This is a genomic window from Vescimonas sp. (assembly GCF_057856985.1).
Window position 1 is genome coordinate 1 of sequence record NZ_DBLZXX010000011.1, and the last position, 13,067, is coordinate 13,067.

The 13,067-nt window shown below is 60.0% G+C and carries 13 protein-coding genes and 1 tRNA gene; 4 read left to right on the forward strand and 10 right to left on the reverse strand.

All coding sequences use genetic code 11. The annotated features are described in order from the left end of the window. The coding region (locus tag ACZM22_RS07805) for a hypothetical protein (RefSeq protein WP_489543667.1) at positions 1-252 on the forward strand (252 nt) is incomplete at its 5' end. A gap of 3 nt (positions 253-255) precedes the next feature. Here ACZM22_RS07805 and ACZM22_RS07810 read toward each other — a convergent pair. From ACZM22_RS07810 to sdaAB, 8 genes are all read right to left on the reverse strand, one after another. Beyond that, on the reverse strand, positions 256-1,176 hold the full coding sequence (locus ACZM22_RS07810; protein ID WP_489543668.1) for a DUF6329 domain-containing protein: 921 nt from the start codon (positions 1,174-1,176) through the stop codon (positions 256-258). Then, positions 1,173-2,357: an antirestriction protein ArdA gene (locus tag ACZM22_RS07815; protein ID WP_489543669.1), complete on the reverse strand. Its 1,185-nt coding sequence runs from the start codon at positions 2,355-2,357 to the stop codon at positions 1,173-1,175. The genes ACZM22_RS07810 and ACZM22_RS07815 overlap by 4 nt, the downstream gene beginning before the upstream one ends. Continuing rightward, entirely contained in the window at positions 2,354-3,046 is a 693-nt protein-coding gene (locus ACZM22_RS07820; protein WP_489543670.1) for a hypothetical protein, read from the reverse strand. The genes ACZM22_RS07815 and ACZM22_RS07820 overlap by 4 nt, the downstream gene beginning before the upstream one ends. A 73-nt stretch (positions 3,047-3,119) precedes the next feature. Next, positions 3,120-3,812, reverse strand: coding sequence for a hypothetical protein (locus ACZM22_RS07825; protein ID WP_489543671.1), 693 nt, complete (start codon positions 3,810-3,812; stop codon positions 3,120-3,122). 384 nt (positions 3,813-4,196) lie between these two features. Continuing rightward, positions 4,197-4,271: transfer RNA gene (locus ACZM22_RS07830), tRNA-Cys, on the reverse strand. 139 nt (positions 4,272-4,410) lie between these two features. Continuing rightward, positions 4,411-4,746 (reverse strand): cupin domain-containing protein, encoded by a 336-nt coding sequence (locus ACZM22_RS07835; protein ID WP_484424502.1) that lies wholly within the window; start codon positions 4,744-4,746, stop codon positions 4,411-4,413. 10 nt (positions 4,747-4,756) lie between these two features. Continuing rightward, positions 4,757-5,635 (reverse strand): L-serine ammonia-lyase, iron-sulfur-dependent, subunit alpha, encoded by an 879-nt coding sequence (gene sdaAA, locus ACZM22_RS07840; RefSeq protein WP_484424501.1) that lies wholly within the window; start codon positions 5,633-5,635, stop codon positions 4,757-4,759. Continuing rightward, positions 5,604-6,305 carry an L-serine ammonia-lyase, iron-sulfur-dependent subunit beta gene (sdaAB, locus tag ACZM22_RS07845; RefSeq protein ID WP_484424500.1) on the reverse strand — a complete coding sequence of 234 codons (702 nt, stop codon included), beginning with the start codon at positions 6,303-6,305 and terminating at the stop codon, positions 5,604-5,606. Before sdaAB ends, sdaAA begins: the two co-directional genes overlap by 32 nt. A gap of 320 nt (positions 6,306-6,625) precedes the next feature. Here sdaAB and ACZM22_RS07850 point away from each other — a divergent pair, with 320 nt between their 5' ends. Both ACZM22_RS07850 and ACZM22_RS07855 read left to right on the forward strand, forming a co-directional pair. Continuing rightward, on the forward strand, positions 6,626-7,594 hold the full coding sequence (locus tag ACZM22_RS07850; protein WP_489543672.1) for a type I phosphomannose isomerase catalytic subunit: 969 nt from the start codon (positions 6,626-6,628) through the stop codon (positions 7,592-7,594). 71 nt (positions 7,595-7,665) lie between these two features. Then, positions 7,666-8,106, forward strand: coding sequence for a zinc ribbon domain-containing protein (locus tag ACZM22_RS07855; protein ID WP_489543673.1), 441 nt, complete (start codon positions 7,666-7,668; stop codon positions 8,104-8,106). A gap of 56 nt (positions 8,107-8,162) precedes the next feature. Here ACZM22_RS07855 and rpoD read toward each other — a convergent pair whose 3' ends face one another. Both rpoD and dnaG read right to left on the reverse strand, forming a co-directional pair. Continuing rightward, positions 8,163-9,578 carry an RNA polymerase sigma factor RpoD gene (gene rpoD / locus ACZM22_RS07860; RefSeq protein WP_484437358.1) on the reverse strand — a complete coding sequence of 472 codons (1,416 nt, stop codon included), beginning with the start codon at positions 9,576-9,578 and terminating at the stop codon, positions 8,163-8,165. Next, positions 9,575-11,353, reverse strand: a complete 1,779-nt coding sequence (dnaG, locus tag ACZM22_RS07865) for a DNA primase (RefSeq protein WP_489543674.1) — start codon at positions 11,351-11,353, stop codon at positions 9,575-9,577. Before dnaG ends, rpoD begins: the two co-directional genes overlap by 4 nt. Before the next feature lie 618 nt (positions 11,354-11,971). Between dnaG and ACZM22_RS07870 the strand changes: the two genes are divergently transcribed. Further along, entirely contained in the window at positions 11,972-12,799 is an 828-nt protein-coding gene (locus ACZM22_RS07870) for a hypothetical protein (protein ID WP_483268028.1), read from the forward strand. Positions 12,800-13,067 lie beyond the last annotated feature (268 nt).

The following is a 13,067-nucleotide window of genomic DNA, read 5'->3' on the forward strand; positions in this document are numbered from 1 at the left end:
GATGTAATCCTGCTCGGCACGGTCACCGACGCAATGCTCCGGGCCGAACAGGCCCAGCTCCTGATACGCTTTCCGATAGAGGTCTACGAAGCCATCCAGTACCCCGCCGCTTATCTTCTTCGGGGTGCGGAGTATAAAATAGGCCCGCCTCATCTGGGCGGGCCGGACGGATATGGAATCTGCTCATATTTTCCATCATTTTCACCTCTTTCTTATGGTATAGCTACACAACATAGCACACATCGGCAGTAATAGCTACTGAAACATTTGCTGTCCCTGTGTCTGTTCGGGAAAAGGTGACTCTAAACGCCGCAGCCGACCAAACTCCGTTTCTACCACATGGTCATTTTCCATGCAGTCAGTACCATACTTTTCAAAGTCCATGTAACCTTCCAGTTCGCGGACGGCCTCATCGTCCAGTCCCAGCGTTTCCTGCAAGCGCTGCTGACCATAGCCGTAGGTATCTACGATGCGCTGGTAGTTATCCAGATTCTGCAGGAGCTCTAAAGCTCCACGCAAAGTTTCCGGCTTCTCGGCATCCAACACAGCGGCATAGGTCAGAAGCATCCCGTCCTTCTGCCAGATGCCTTCCAATGCTTCCGCAAAGTCGTTGTAATCCTCTACGGCAGGGCAATCCGTGTCGCAGATCAGTTCTCCAATATAAGGTACCTTGAAGCGAATATCACGGAGCATCGCATCCGCGAAAACATCGATGTCGAGGTAAGCCTTCACGGCGCTGAGGTAATCCTCGTCAGCGGGGAGGACGAGGGTGTAGTCCGGCTTTCCATCGACGCGCAATGTCATGCGGAGCATTTCATCCCGGTTCTCATCTCTCCAAGGTTCTGCCGGTGAAAGGTAGCTGCGGTCGATTGCCATATCCGGCGTCAGCAGACTGCGGGCATTTGGGACAAAAGCGCTGTATCGGGCGTAGTTGTACCCCTGCGGGTCAACGAGGATGCCGTCTGTTCCCTCCGCATCGAGGATGAGCAGGCAGTGCCTGGCAGCATCATCGTGCCGGATGGCATTTTTGTTCTCTGCGATGAAATCATAGTCCGCCAGCAGCGCACGACTGAACTGCTGAAACCGCTGGGCGGGAAGTTCAATGACCTTGTCTACAACACAGGCTTCACCCTCGTACTCAGACTGCTTTCGCCTCAATTCTGCCTGAATGATCATGCCATGTCTCCCATCTCCATGCGGCTGCACTGACCGCCCTCCATGATCTCCGCCAGACTGGTATAGCCCTTGTAGGCAATATAGCCTCTGCCTGTAAACATTCCGTCCTCCTCATTCATGCGCTGCATGGCGTAGCCCTCGTAGTCATAAAACTCATCCAGATTCTCATCGTAGTCGAAGTGACCGGACTGCTGAATCATGTACCTGCCGTATTCCTCCGGTGTATGCGCACCGGGAGCGAAATCAAACAGGTCGAGATTCTCTACGAGGTTTTTGATCTGTTCCGCATTCTGCGGCTTTGCCAGCGTTATCACAGCGCCCAGCTTTTTCATGTCATCCGAGGATAACTCATCCGCTGCCTGTGCCAGTGCATTGAGGTCCGCAAGGTTTTCCTGTTCCATATCCAGCAGCACATCCACTTCATCCGGCAGTTGAGTATCCTCCAAGCGAAGCCGGACATCCGCAGGATCCGCGATGCCCGCACGCTGGAGAGCACGGTCGATCTCCTCCTGCACCATGGGGAGAAACAGCCATGTGATGTGTTCGGTGTCCTCCGGCTCGGCTTTGGAGGTCACCGCAACGGTGATGGCATTCGGTTCATAGTAATAGCAGGGGAAAAACCGTCCATCGTAGACCTGCTCCAGTTTCATGCCGTTGTCGTAAACCACGCCGTAGGGGGTGATCGTGCCACTGCCGCTCTCGATGAGCCGCCGTGCCGTTTCCTCACCGTCCAGAGCATCCAGTTGCTCCGTTTTGGCGCTGCCGCCGTGCAGATTCATGTAGTGATCCCGGCCAACAGCGGAGAGGTCAGAAAAATCTGTGATGACCGTGGCCTGTTGGCAGCAGAAGGTCAGGTTGATTAGATCCTTCAGTTCAAAAAGCTCCAGCTTGTGAGCCATCGCCTGAAACTGAGCGGCTTCGCCGGTATCAAAGCTATCCAGCCGTTTGGCAAGGTAGTTTAGCTCCTCCACATTGACCGTGAGCATCTCCGTGCGCTTGAGCACAGAGTAAAAGCTGTTGATCTCCTGTACCTGGCAGTCGGCTTTGACCGCATCGCCAATCTCCAGAGCCTCCAGCAGTTCCATGCAGTGTGCGTACTGGTCGTGGGGGATGGGGAACGGGATAGTTGCCACGCCATATTCCGGGTGATGCGGATTGCCGAGCACCGCTTGTATCATCATGTTTCATCCACTCCTTTTTCCAAATTCAAAACCACATCTCCGTACTTGGCCATCAGCAGTGCGCCGGTGATCAGGTGGAACGCCTCATCTGTGACCAATTCCGGAGACGCAAGGTCTGCAAGAGTGATATTGCAGCAGCCGACAGCAATGGCCTTCGCCGCCTGGTAAACACTATAGAGCTCCGGCTCAATCCCTCCGAGACAGACGCTTTGGAAGTCAAAGCCGTCGTTCCCGCATTTCCAGACCATCCTGCGCCAAAGGCTCTCATACGCCGTGAGCAGGAAGAGGGCGGCTTTGTTCCGGTCGGACAAGCGCCAGCAGCGTTCTCGCCAGTGTGTCCATCTTCGCCGGTGGGCATCGGACAGGAAAAATTGAGCCTTTTTTTCTCTGAATTGCTGACGCATCCGTTTTCGGAGCTGCGATCCCATAGAGGGTGCGAAGCAGTCCCTCACGAACGAATTCAACTCCAGTACGCCTGCTTCGATCCGTTCCTCCAGGCAGGTGCATTCGCACAGGCGGCACGGATGCTTGCGGACATAGTTCTGGCAGTATTCGCACGCCACATCTTTGGGCGTGTAATGGAATGGGCTGCGGTATATCCCGCCACCTCGGGGCTTTTGACCAGGCTGAGACATCATCAACTGCTCCAGCGCCTGCAGCGGCATGTCTCGCATGAAATAACACGGCATAAACGAACTCCTCTCTGAAACGAATAAAGGGCCGGAATCTTATTGCTAAGACTCCGGCCCTTACCGTTTGATATTACATTGTTTGCTCCTGCGTCGGTTCTGCGTCCTGCTGCTGGATACGCTCCATGATGTCAGGCAGACACTCCTCGATCTGCTTTCGTACCTCCTGAATCGTCTTTTCCTGATCGTATGACAGTTCAAAACCGCCCTGCAGGGTGTCCGTACAGCAGCGATAGATCTCAATAAGCTGCTCCTCCTGGAAGAGCTGCTGCTTGGGGATCAGTCCGGAGCGAACGGCAAAGTCCCGCTTCACCGCGTCATAGTTGCCGGACGAATATAGACCGGTGTAGTAATGACCATGACATACGCCCTTGCGGTCAAAGCTCCAGTCCCAAGTAACGAACTGGGCACCATATTTGCTCTGGATACCGGCCAGCACGATGCCGTTGAAATCTGCCAGCACCTTGTAGCCGTCCTCCAGACCGTCGGCTTTCAAAAAGGGCGCCGTCTCCATCTGCCGCATATACTCCACTGTGGTCCTGACGATCTCATACACCTTGTCCTTGGCATCGATCCGTTCCGGCTCGTCGATATCCTCATTGCGGTAGGTAATGCCGCCGTTCTCGGTCACCTCACACAGCGGTGCGCCGTCAAGCAGGACACGAAGCCCGCCAGTGTGAGTCCTATCCGTGTGAAATCCTTCTCGGGCAAGGACGATTGCTGTCTCTCTGAGGTAACGGTTCTTTTCTTCTGCGCTGATACTCATATAACTCCTCCCGTGTGCAAAAAAATAAGGCCGGAACAATCATGTTCCGACCTACAAATACAGGCACTGCGACCAGCGCCCTTTTTGAAATGAAAAAGGGCGCCGCTCCATTGGTCTGGCAAGACCAACAAAACGACGCCCAAATCTTTGTGATTCTTTTTTAAGAAAAATACCGCTGTCAGCCGGAAAAATCGCCGCTCAAAAAGGGCGCTGGCTGAATGCATCTGCCTGAAAAGAGAAAACGTCCGGTTCGAATCGGGGCAGACGCCCTGAAACGGCGATTTGCATCTATGGTTTGAAAGAAGAAATCCGGGCCTGAAAAAGCCCGGAAACGGTTGATGCGCCTGGCTTTTCGCCAGACGCATCTATACCGTTTAGTAAATATGGAGGTGACACCCGGATTTGAACCGGGGAATGAGGGTTTTGCAGACCCTTGCCTTACCACTTGGCTATGTCACCGAACCATCAGTCCGTTAGTCAGTATACTATACCGACGGGCGTTTGTCAAGCACGAAACTGCATTTCCTGCCCATTTCTTTTGCCGTCCTGCCGCAGAAAAAACGGCGTCCTGCGTTCCGCAGGACGCCGCGCATCGCGCTTACCGCAGCTCCGGCAGCACCGCCAGCAGCACCAGCGGTTCCGCGCCGTCGTTGTCGATGCCGTGGCTGTGCCCCTCCGGACAGTAGTGGGTCATACCGGCCCGCAGCGCCACGTCCTGCCCATCGTCATGGCACACGCCGCTGCCGGACAGCACGTGGATGATCTCACAGTTGCCCTCGTGGGTGTGCAGCCCGATGGACGAGCCCACCGGCAGCGTCAGCGTCAGGATGCGGCCCATGCCGTCCTGCACCGCCGTGCGCACCTGGGCCTCCCCCGCGCCGCCCTTGAAATGGGGCACCACCTGAGCCGCCGACTTGTCAAAATCCAGTATCATAGCGCCCTCCTCAGCCGCGGCTCTGCCGCATTTTCTCATTGATGGCCTTGCCGGTGGGCGTTACCGCCAGACCGCCCAGCGCCGTCTCACGGAACTCCACGGGCATCCTGCGGCCCACCTCGCCCATGGCGTCGATGACCTCGTCCACAGGGATACGGCTGGTGATGCCCGCCATGGCCATGTCCGCCACGCTGACGGCATTGACTGCGCCGATGACGTTCCGCTTCACGCAGGGCACCTCTACCAGACCTGCCACAGGGTCGCAGACCAGCCCCATCAGGTTCTTCAGCGCCATGGCCACAGCGTGGCCGATCTGCTGGCCGGTGCCGCCCCGCAGGGCCACCAGCGCACCGGCCGCCATGGCGGACGCGGTGCCGATCTCCGCCTGACAGCCGCCGGACGCACCGGCGATGCAGGCGCGGCGGGCAATGATCGCCCCGATGCCGCTGGCCACATACAATGCCTCCAGTAGCTGGTGCTGGCTGATCTCCTCGTACTTGCACAGGGGCAGCAGCACTGCCGGCAGCACGCCGCAGGCTCCCGCCGTGGGAGCCGCTACGATGCGGCACATGCAGGCGTTGGACTCCGCCATGGACAGCGCCTCGGCGATGACCTCGCTGACGTAGCCGCCGGACATGGCCTCGCCGCGGAAGCAGTACTGCCGCATCTTCATGCCGTCGCCGCCTACCAGACCGCTGACGCTGCGCCGCCGTCCGGTGTAGTTGTCGGCAGCGTCCGCCATGGCCTGCCACGTCAGCAGCATCTTGGCCATGGACTGGTTCCGCGACACCTGGCGGTCGTCCATGTCGGCCTCCAGCACGATCTCCCAGAAGGGCTTGCCCTCCTGCTCCATATGCTCAAAGATCTCCTTCATCGAATCCAGAGACATCTTCATCCTCCTCCTTGTCGTAGTAGGTTATGGAAAGGATACCCGGCAGCTCCGACAGGAACGCCACCTGGTGGGGCTTGAGGTGCTGGTCCGTCTCGATGACCATCAGCGCGTCGCCGCCCCGTTTGTGGCGGTACAGGCTCATGTTGGCCACGTTGACCCGCAGCTGGCTGAGGATGGAGGTGACGGCGGCCACGGTGCCGCTGGCGTCCTCGTTGCGGATGACCAGCGTGTTGTACATGCCGGTGAAGTTCACGTCGATGCCGTCCAGCTTATTGACCATGATGCGCCCGCCGCCCAGAGACGACGCCTGCATCACCAGATCCTTGCCGTCGGCGGACCAGGCCTCGATGACGGCGGTGTTGGGGTGAGCGTCCCGCAGCTCAATCTCATCAATGGTGTAGGTGAGGCCCGCCTTTTTGGCCTCGTCAAAGGCGAAGGGCAGCCGCTCGTCGTCCGGCTTCATCCCCAGCAGACCGCCCACCAGCGCGCGGTCAGTGCCGTGGCCCGCGCCGGTCTCGGCGAAGGAGCCGTACAGGTGGATGGCGGCCTTTACCGGCGGCGTACCCAGCAGGGCGCGGGCAATGAAGCCGATGCGGGCGGCGCCCGCTGTATGGGAACTGGACGGCCCGATCATCACGGGGCCCAAAATGTCGAAAATATCCAGCATGGGAAAAGCTCCTTTCGTGGGATAAAGTGCTGAGATTTCCCCCTATCATAGCACACATCCCACGGGAAAGCGAGAGGGAAAAACAAATATTTTCTGCATGATACGGCGTGTCCTCCCCGCCGCTCCGGCGGGAGGAGAGAGATCGGCGGCCCCTGCGCACCGGCGCTGGCGGTCCGCAGGGGAGGGGGAAAAGAAACTTCTTCATCATGAACTGCGTTTGCCGCATTTTCCGGCGGAAAACAGCAAAAAACCCGCTTGCCACGTCCGCGCCGCCGTGCTATCATACGGGTGACATAACAGTGGAAAGGAAATGGAAATATATGGAACTCACGCCGCTGAAGCTGCATCCTGCGTACAAGGAGTACCTCTGGGGCGGACACCGCCTGCGGGCGGCCTATCACAAGGAGGACGCGCCGGAGATCACGGCGGAGAGCTGGGAGCTGGCCCAGCGGCCGGAGGGTGTGTCCGTGGTGGAGGGCGGCACGCTGGCGGGCCGGACGCTGGACGATTTGGCGGCTCTGGACCGGGAGGCGTTCTGGGGCAAAAACTGCGCGGATATGCGGGAATTCCCGCTGCTGGCAAAGCTCATCGACGCCCGGAAGGACCTGTCCATCCAGGTCCATCCCTCCGACGAGACGGCCCTGCGGGACCGCGGCGAGGCGGGCAAGGCGGAGATGTGGTACATCGTGGACTGCGACGAGAACGCCGGCATCTACTTTGGCTTTGCCCGCGAGATCACGGCGGAGGAGTTCCGCCGCCGCGCAGAGGACGGCACCATTTGCGAGGTGCTGAACCGTGTGCCGGTGAAGAAGGGCGACGCCTTTTTTATCCTGCCCGGCACCATCCACGCCATCTGCGCCGGTATCCTCGTCGCCGAGATCCAGCAGAACTCCGACACCACCTTTCGTGTCTACGATTACCGGCGCCGCGGCGCCGACGGGCAGCTGCGGCCCCTGCATCTGGACCGCGCCGCGGCGGTGCTGCGCTATACGCCGATGGCGGCGCGGGCCTGCCAGCCGCTGGGCGTCACGGCCCATGCGGGCTGGACGGAGACGGCGCTGTGCGCCTGCGACTACTTCTCCGCGGCGCGGCTGGACGTGGAGACCCGGGCGGCGCTGACCTGCGGCGGCGACTCCTTCCGGCACCTGCTGTGCGTGGAGGGGGAGGGGGCCGTCGTCCACGGCGGCGTCCGGTATCCCCTGCGGCAGGGAGACTCCTACTTCCTGCCCGCCGCGTTGGGAGACTACGCCGTGGAGGGCCAATGCCGCGTGCTGCTGAGCCGGGTGTGACCGCAACAGACGGTTGCTTGTCTGCGGCGGCGATCTGTGCTACATTGATGGTACAGCAAGGAGGATTCTCTATGGATACGAAGGATATGATACGCAGGCTGAGAACGGAAAAGGGTCTGTCACAGGATGAGCTGGCGGAGAAGCTGTTTGTCACCAGACAGGCGGTGTCCCGCTGGGAAAACGGCGAGACCACGCCGAATACGGAGACACTGAAGCAGCTTTCCCGGCTGTTTGATGTCTCCATCAACACGCTGCTGGGCGCGCCGCGGCAGCTGGTCTGCCAGTGCTGCGGGATGCCGCTGGAGGATGCCGCCACCAGCAGGGAGCCGGATGGCGCCTTCAACGAGGAGTACTGCAAATGGTGCTATACCGACGGCACGTTCACGTATACCAGTAAGGAGCAGCTCATCGACTTCTGCGTGGCGCACATGGCCAGCGAGAGCTGGCCGGCGGAGCAGGTCCGCGCCCACATGGAGGCCGTGGTGCCGAACCTGAAGCATTGGAAAAAGTGAAGCGGTGACAGAAAAAGCCCCGGCCGTAATGGCCGGGGCTTTTCAGTCGTCGGGGCTCAGTTCAGGAAGTCCTTCAGCTTCTTGGAGCGGGAGGGGTGGCGCAGCTTCCGCAGGGCCTTGGCCTCGATCTGGCGGATGCGCTCACGGGTGACGTTGAACTCCTTGCCTACCTCCTCCAGCGTGCGGGTGCGGCCATCCTCGATGCCGAAGCGCAGCTTCAGCACCTTCTCCTCACGGGGAGTCAGGGTGCTGAGCACGTCCACCAGCTGCTCCTTCAGCAGAGTGAAGCTGGCGGCCTCACTGGGTTCGCTGGCGCCCTCATCGGGGATGAAGTCGCCCAGATGGGAGTCCTCCTCCTCGCCGATCGGCGTCTCCAGCGACACCGGCTCCTGAGCAATTTTCAAGATCTCGCGGACCTTGTCCACGGGCATGTTCATCTCCTCGCTGATCTCCTCGGGGCTGGGATCGTGGCCCAGCTCCTGCAGCAGCTGGCGGGAGACGCGGATGACCTTGTTGATGGTCTCCACCATATGGACGGGGATGCGGATGGTGCGGGCCTGATCGGCGATGGCGCGGGTGATAGCCTGCCGGATCCACCAGGTGGCGTAGGTGGAGAACTTGTAGCCCTTGGTATAGTCAAACTTTTCCACGGCCTTGATGAGGCCCAGATTGCCCTCCTGGATCAGGTCCAGGAACAGCATGCCGCGGCCCACGTAGCGCTTGGCGATGGAAACCACCAGACGGAGGTTGGCCTCGGCCAGCTGCTGCTTGGCGCGCTCACCGGCCTTCAGCTGCTTTTTCAGGGCTGCCATCTCATCCTCGGGCAGGGTCTCGCCGGACTCCTCCAGCTCCGCCAGACGCTCCTTTGCTTCGCGGCCGGCGCTCATGGCGGTGGCCAGCTCCACCTCCTGATCGGCGGTGAGCAGGGGGACCTTGCCGATCTCCTTCAGGTACATGCGGACGGGATCGTCGATGTTGAAGCTGTCTACCAGCGAGTTGGGGTCGACCAGCTCCTCCTCCTCGATCTCGGCGATCTCCTCCATGGCGGGCTCACCGTCCTCGTCGGGCAGGGCGGCCAGGAAGTCCTCGGTGCCTACCTCGATGCCCAGCGTCTCCAGCGAGTCGTAGATAGAGTCCATCTGGTCACCGTCCAGATCCATCTCGTCCAGTACGTCGGACAGCTCGCCGGCGTCCAGACGGCCCTTCTTCTTGCCCTTGACGAACAGGTCCTTCAGCTTTTCGTTGGCGTTGAGCAGCGCGGCGGCGGGCAGGGCGGCGATGGCCTTTTCGTCCAGCTTGCCCCTGCTGGCCACCGGATGCTTGCCATCGTCTGCCTTCTCGGGATTTTCCGCGGCCTTCTCCGCCTTAACGGCGGGCTTGGCGCTTTTGGCCTTATCGGCGGACTTGTCCTGAGTCAGCAGGGCGTTGGCCATCTCCTCCAGCTCCTTGGCGGTATATTTCTCGTCAGTCATGTTCGCTTTCCTCCGTAACCTTTTTTATCTTTATATGTATCGCGGGCGGCAGCCAGCGCGTCCATAGCGCTGCGGCCGCTGCGTTTGACACCTTCCTCGCGGATGATGCGGATATAGTCCGCCAGCGCCTGAGGCGCGTTGGCCGTGGACTCCGGCTTTTGCAGGAGGGTGGTGAGGTGGCTCATCTCCTCCGGCGTCAGGCTGGCGCTGAGCGCCGCCATGCTGCTGCCGCTGCCGCGGCAGCGCCACAGCTCCCCGTAGATGCGGCCCAGCAGGGGGGAGGAGAATTCATCCTCCCGCAGCGGCGGCTGGTCGGGGAACAGGCTGTCGTCCTGCATCAGCAGGCGGATGACGCCCTCCTCCGCCATGGCGCTGCGCAGGTCGTCGTAGCGGATGGCGCGGTCCGCCGGCTGGAGCGAACGGGTCAGGTTCAGCTCCTGCCGCTCCCGGGCCTTGCGGTCCCGGGCGGCGCGGCGCTTGAAGGCCCGCTGCACCTCCAGCTTCATGGCCTCCGGCGACAGGCCCGCCGTCTGGGCGGCGCGGTTGGTGTACACGTCCCGCTCCACGGCGTTTTCCAGACGGCACAGCTCCTCGGCCATCTCACCGGCGTAGCCGATGCGGCCCTCGTCGGAGGTGAGATCGTAGCGGGCGGCGATCTGGGTCATACGGAACTCCACGCCGTTCTCACTGCCGGACAGCAGGTTCTCGAAGGCGGCGGGGCCGTAGTTTTTGATGAAATCGTCGGCGTCCTGCTTGGTGGGCTGGCCGTCCACCATGCGGTTGGGCAGCTTCAGCACCTTGACGCTGAACTCGGAATTGTTCAGCAGCTCCAGCGCCCGCTGGGTGGCCAGCTGACCGGCGTTGTCGTTGTCGTAGCACAGCACCAGCTCCTTGGTGAAGCGGCTGAGCAGGCGGGTCTGCTCCACGGTGAGGGCCGTGCCCATGGAGGCCACGGCATTGTCGAAGCCAGCCTGATGCAGTGTCACCACGTCCAGATTGCCCTCGCAGAGGATGATGTTGGGCCGCTTGGTTTTTTTTGCCAGATTCAGCCCGTAGAGGATACGCCGTTTACTATATGTAATGGTCTCGGTGGTATTCATGTACTTGGGCTCGGAGTTGTCGATGACGCGGCTGCCGAAGCCCACCACGTCGCCGCGGGTGTCGATGACCGGTAGCATCAGGCGGTTGCGGAACTTGTCGTACAGGCGGCCGTTCCTGCCGTTGACCACCAGACCGGCGGCCAGCAGCTCCTCCTTGGTGTAGCCCCTGCGGGTCATGGCGGTGAGCAGGCCGTCCCACCGGTCGGGGGATGCGCCCATGCCGAAGCGGACGGCGATGCTTTTCCGGATCTGCCGCTTGTCCAGATACGCCTGCACCGCCGCGCCCTCCGGCGAGCACAGCAGGTCGTAGTACCAGCGGGCGGCATCGCGGTTCAGCTCCAGCACACGGCGGCGCAGCCGGTCCGCGCCGTCCTGCGGGCCGTCGTCCTCCGGCACCGGCAGGTTGGCCCTCTTGGCCAGAAACCGCACGGCCTCGGGGAACGTCAGGTTCTCGATCTCCATGATGAAGTTGATGACGCCGCCGCCCTTCTTGCAGCCGAAGCAGTGGTAGATCTGCTTGTCCGGCGACACGGAGAAGGAGGGGGTCTTTTCGTTGTGGAAGGGGCACAGGCCAAACAGGTTGCCGCCCTTGCGCTGCAGGGCGACATAGCCGGACACCACGTCCACGATGTCGCTGCGGGCGATGAGCTCGTCCAGAAAGCGCTGGTCAAACACGAAGCGTACCTCCTCTCCGGCAGAATGCAGGCTTGCACGGGGCCGTGCAACATTTCTCACAGTAGAGTATACCGCAAAAATCGGCGGCTTCCTCTTTTTTTGCGAAAAAATTTGAAAAAACCTGCTGCGGGCGGGACGGATACCTTATATAATATAATGGGGCGCGGGCGGCGCAGGGGGTGCGGTGCGCGTCTGCGGCGGGCAAATTGTTACGAACTGTCCGCGCGTGCGGCGGCGCGGCGCGGAAAAATGCCGCGTTTTGGCAGAAAATACGCGGCACGAGGTGCAATTATCATATTATTTGCGCCGTAACGCGCAGAATGCGCGAAAAAGTGGGCATCGATGGAGGTGCGTTTGCTCCAGAAAAGTTATGGATATTCCGTGAACTGTGGGAAAATCGGTACGTTTCGGAAAATTTAATCCTTTTTTAACATTTATTTATGAGTTTTTTCGCATTTTTCGGGGTCAAGTCCCTTGATTTATTTCGCGGATATGGTATACTGTCACCGTGAAAGGCGAACCGGACCTTCCGGAGCCGGCTCCGTGGTGTAAGCTGACGGAGACGGGGAAGGCGGGGATGGGAAACCGATCAAAAAATTTTTTATGGAGGAAACAAACATGAAGAAGATCATCGCAACTGTTCTTGCTATGGTCATGGCCATGGCTCTGTGCGTTACCGCTTTCGCCGCTGTGAAGTACACTGCTTATGACAAGACCGGCAAGGAAATCGCTAAGGACGTCACCTATGAGACCTGCAAGGCTACCTACGACAAGAAGGCCGGCGATGGCATGGTCGCTCACTATGACGTGACCATGAACGGCGTGACCAGCTACTATGTTGTCGCTGCTGATGCCAAGACCTATGACCTGAAGCTCACCACTTCCGGCAAGGCCCCCCTGTATCTGGTTCAGGTCGACAGCCCCTACTATGTTGCTAAGGCCACTGCTTTCAAGGCTGTTGGCGATGGCTGCGGTCAGCTGGATGTTGACACCGACGAGACCTACTACACCTCCACCAAGGACGATGTTGTGACCTACTATGTGGCTGACAAGAAGGGCGCTGTGAACGTTCTGGTCGACAACAAGCTGGTTGCCGTCACCGTCCTGGGCGACGATCTGGAGCTGGTCGCTCACGAGTGGGAAGCTACCAAGTACGACAAGAATGACAACGCCACCCAGTACACCTGCAAGAACTGCAAGACCGTTGCCACCGTGTATCCTTCCAAGGATGCCGCTACCGCTGATGGCAAGAAGAACGTCGCCGTTCTGGACAACGGTGACATCATCGGCTTCAACTTCACCGCTAAGGGTGCCAACGCTTCCACCACCACCGATGGTAAGGGCTCTCCCAAGACCTTCGACGCCGGTGTCGCTATGTACGCTGGCATGGCTCTGATGAGCGTTGCTGGTTCCGCCGTTGTGATCGGCAAGAAGAAGGAGTTCTAATTAGAACTTAGTTCTGAACCAAAAAAGAAAGACCGCTTCGGCGGTCTTTCTTTTTTGCGTACTGGGGGACGCAGCGCCCTCACGCACCGCCCGCAGCGACCCGCTGATTTATTTTCAAAAGGAATGTTCCGCGCTTCCGAGCGCGGCCCAGCGGGCCGCACCTACACTTGCCGCCGCTGGCGGCAAGTGCGCGATTCGATAATCGCCCAAACGGGAGGGTGACCATTGCTCTCTGCGTGCCATGTCAGCGGCAGCGAGGGTAGGCGCA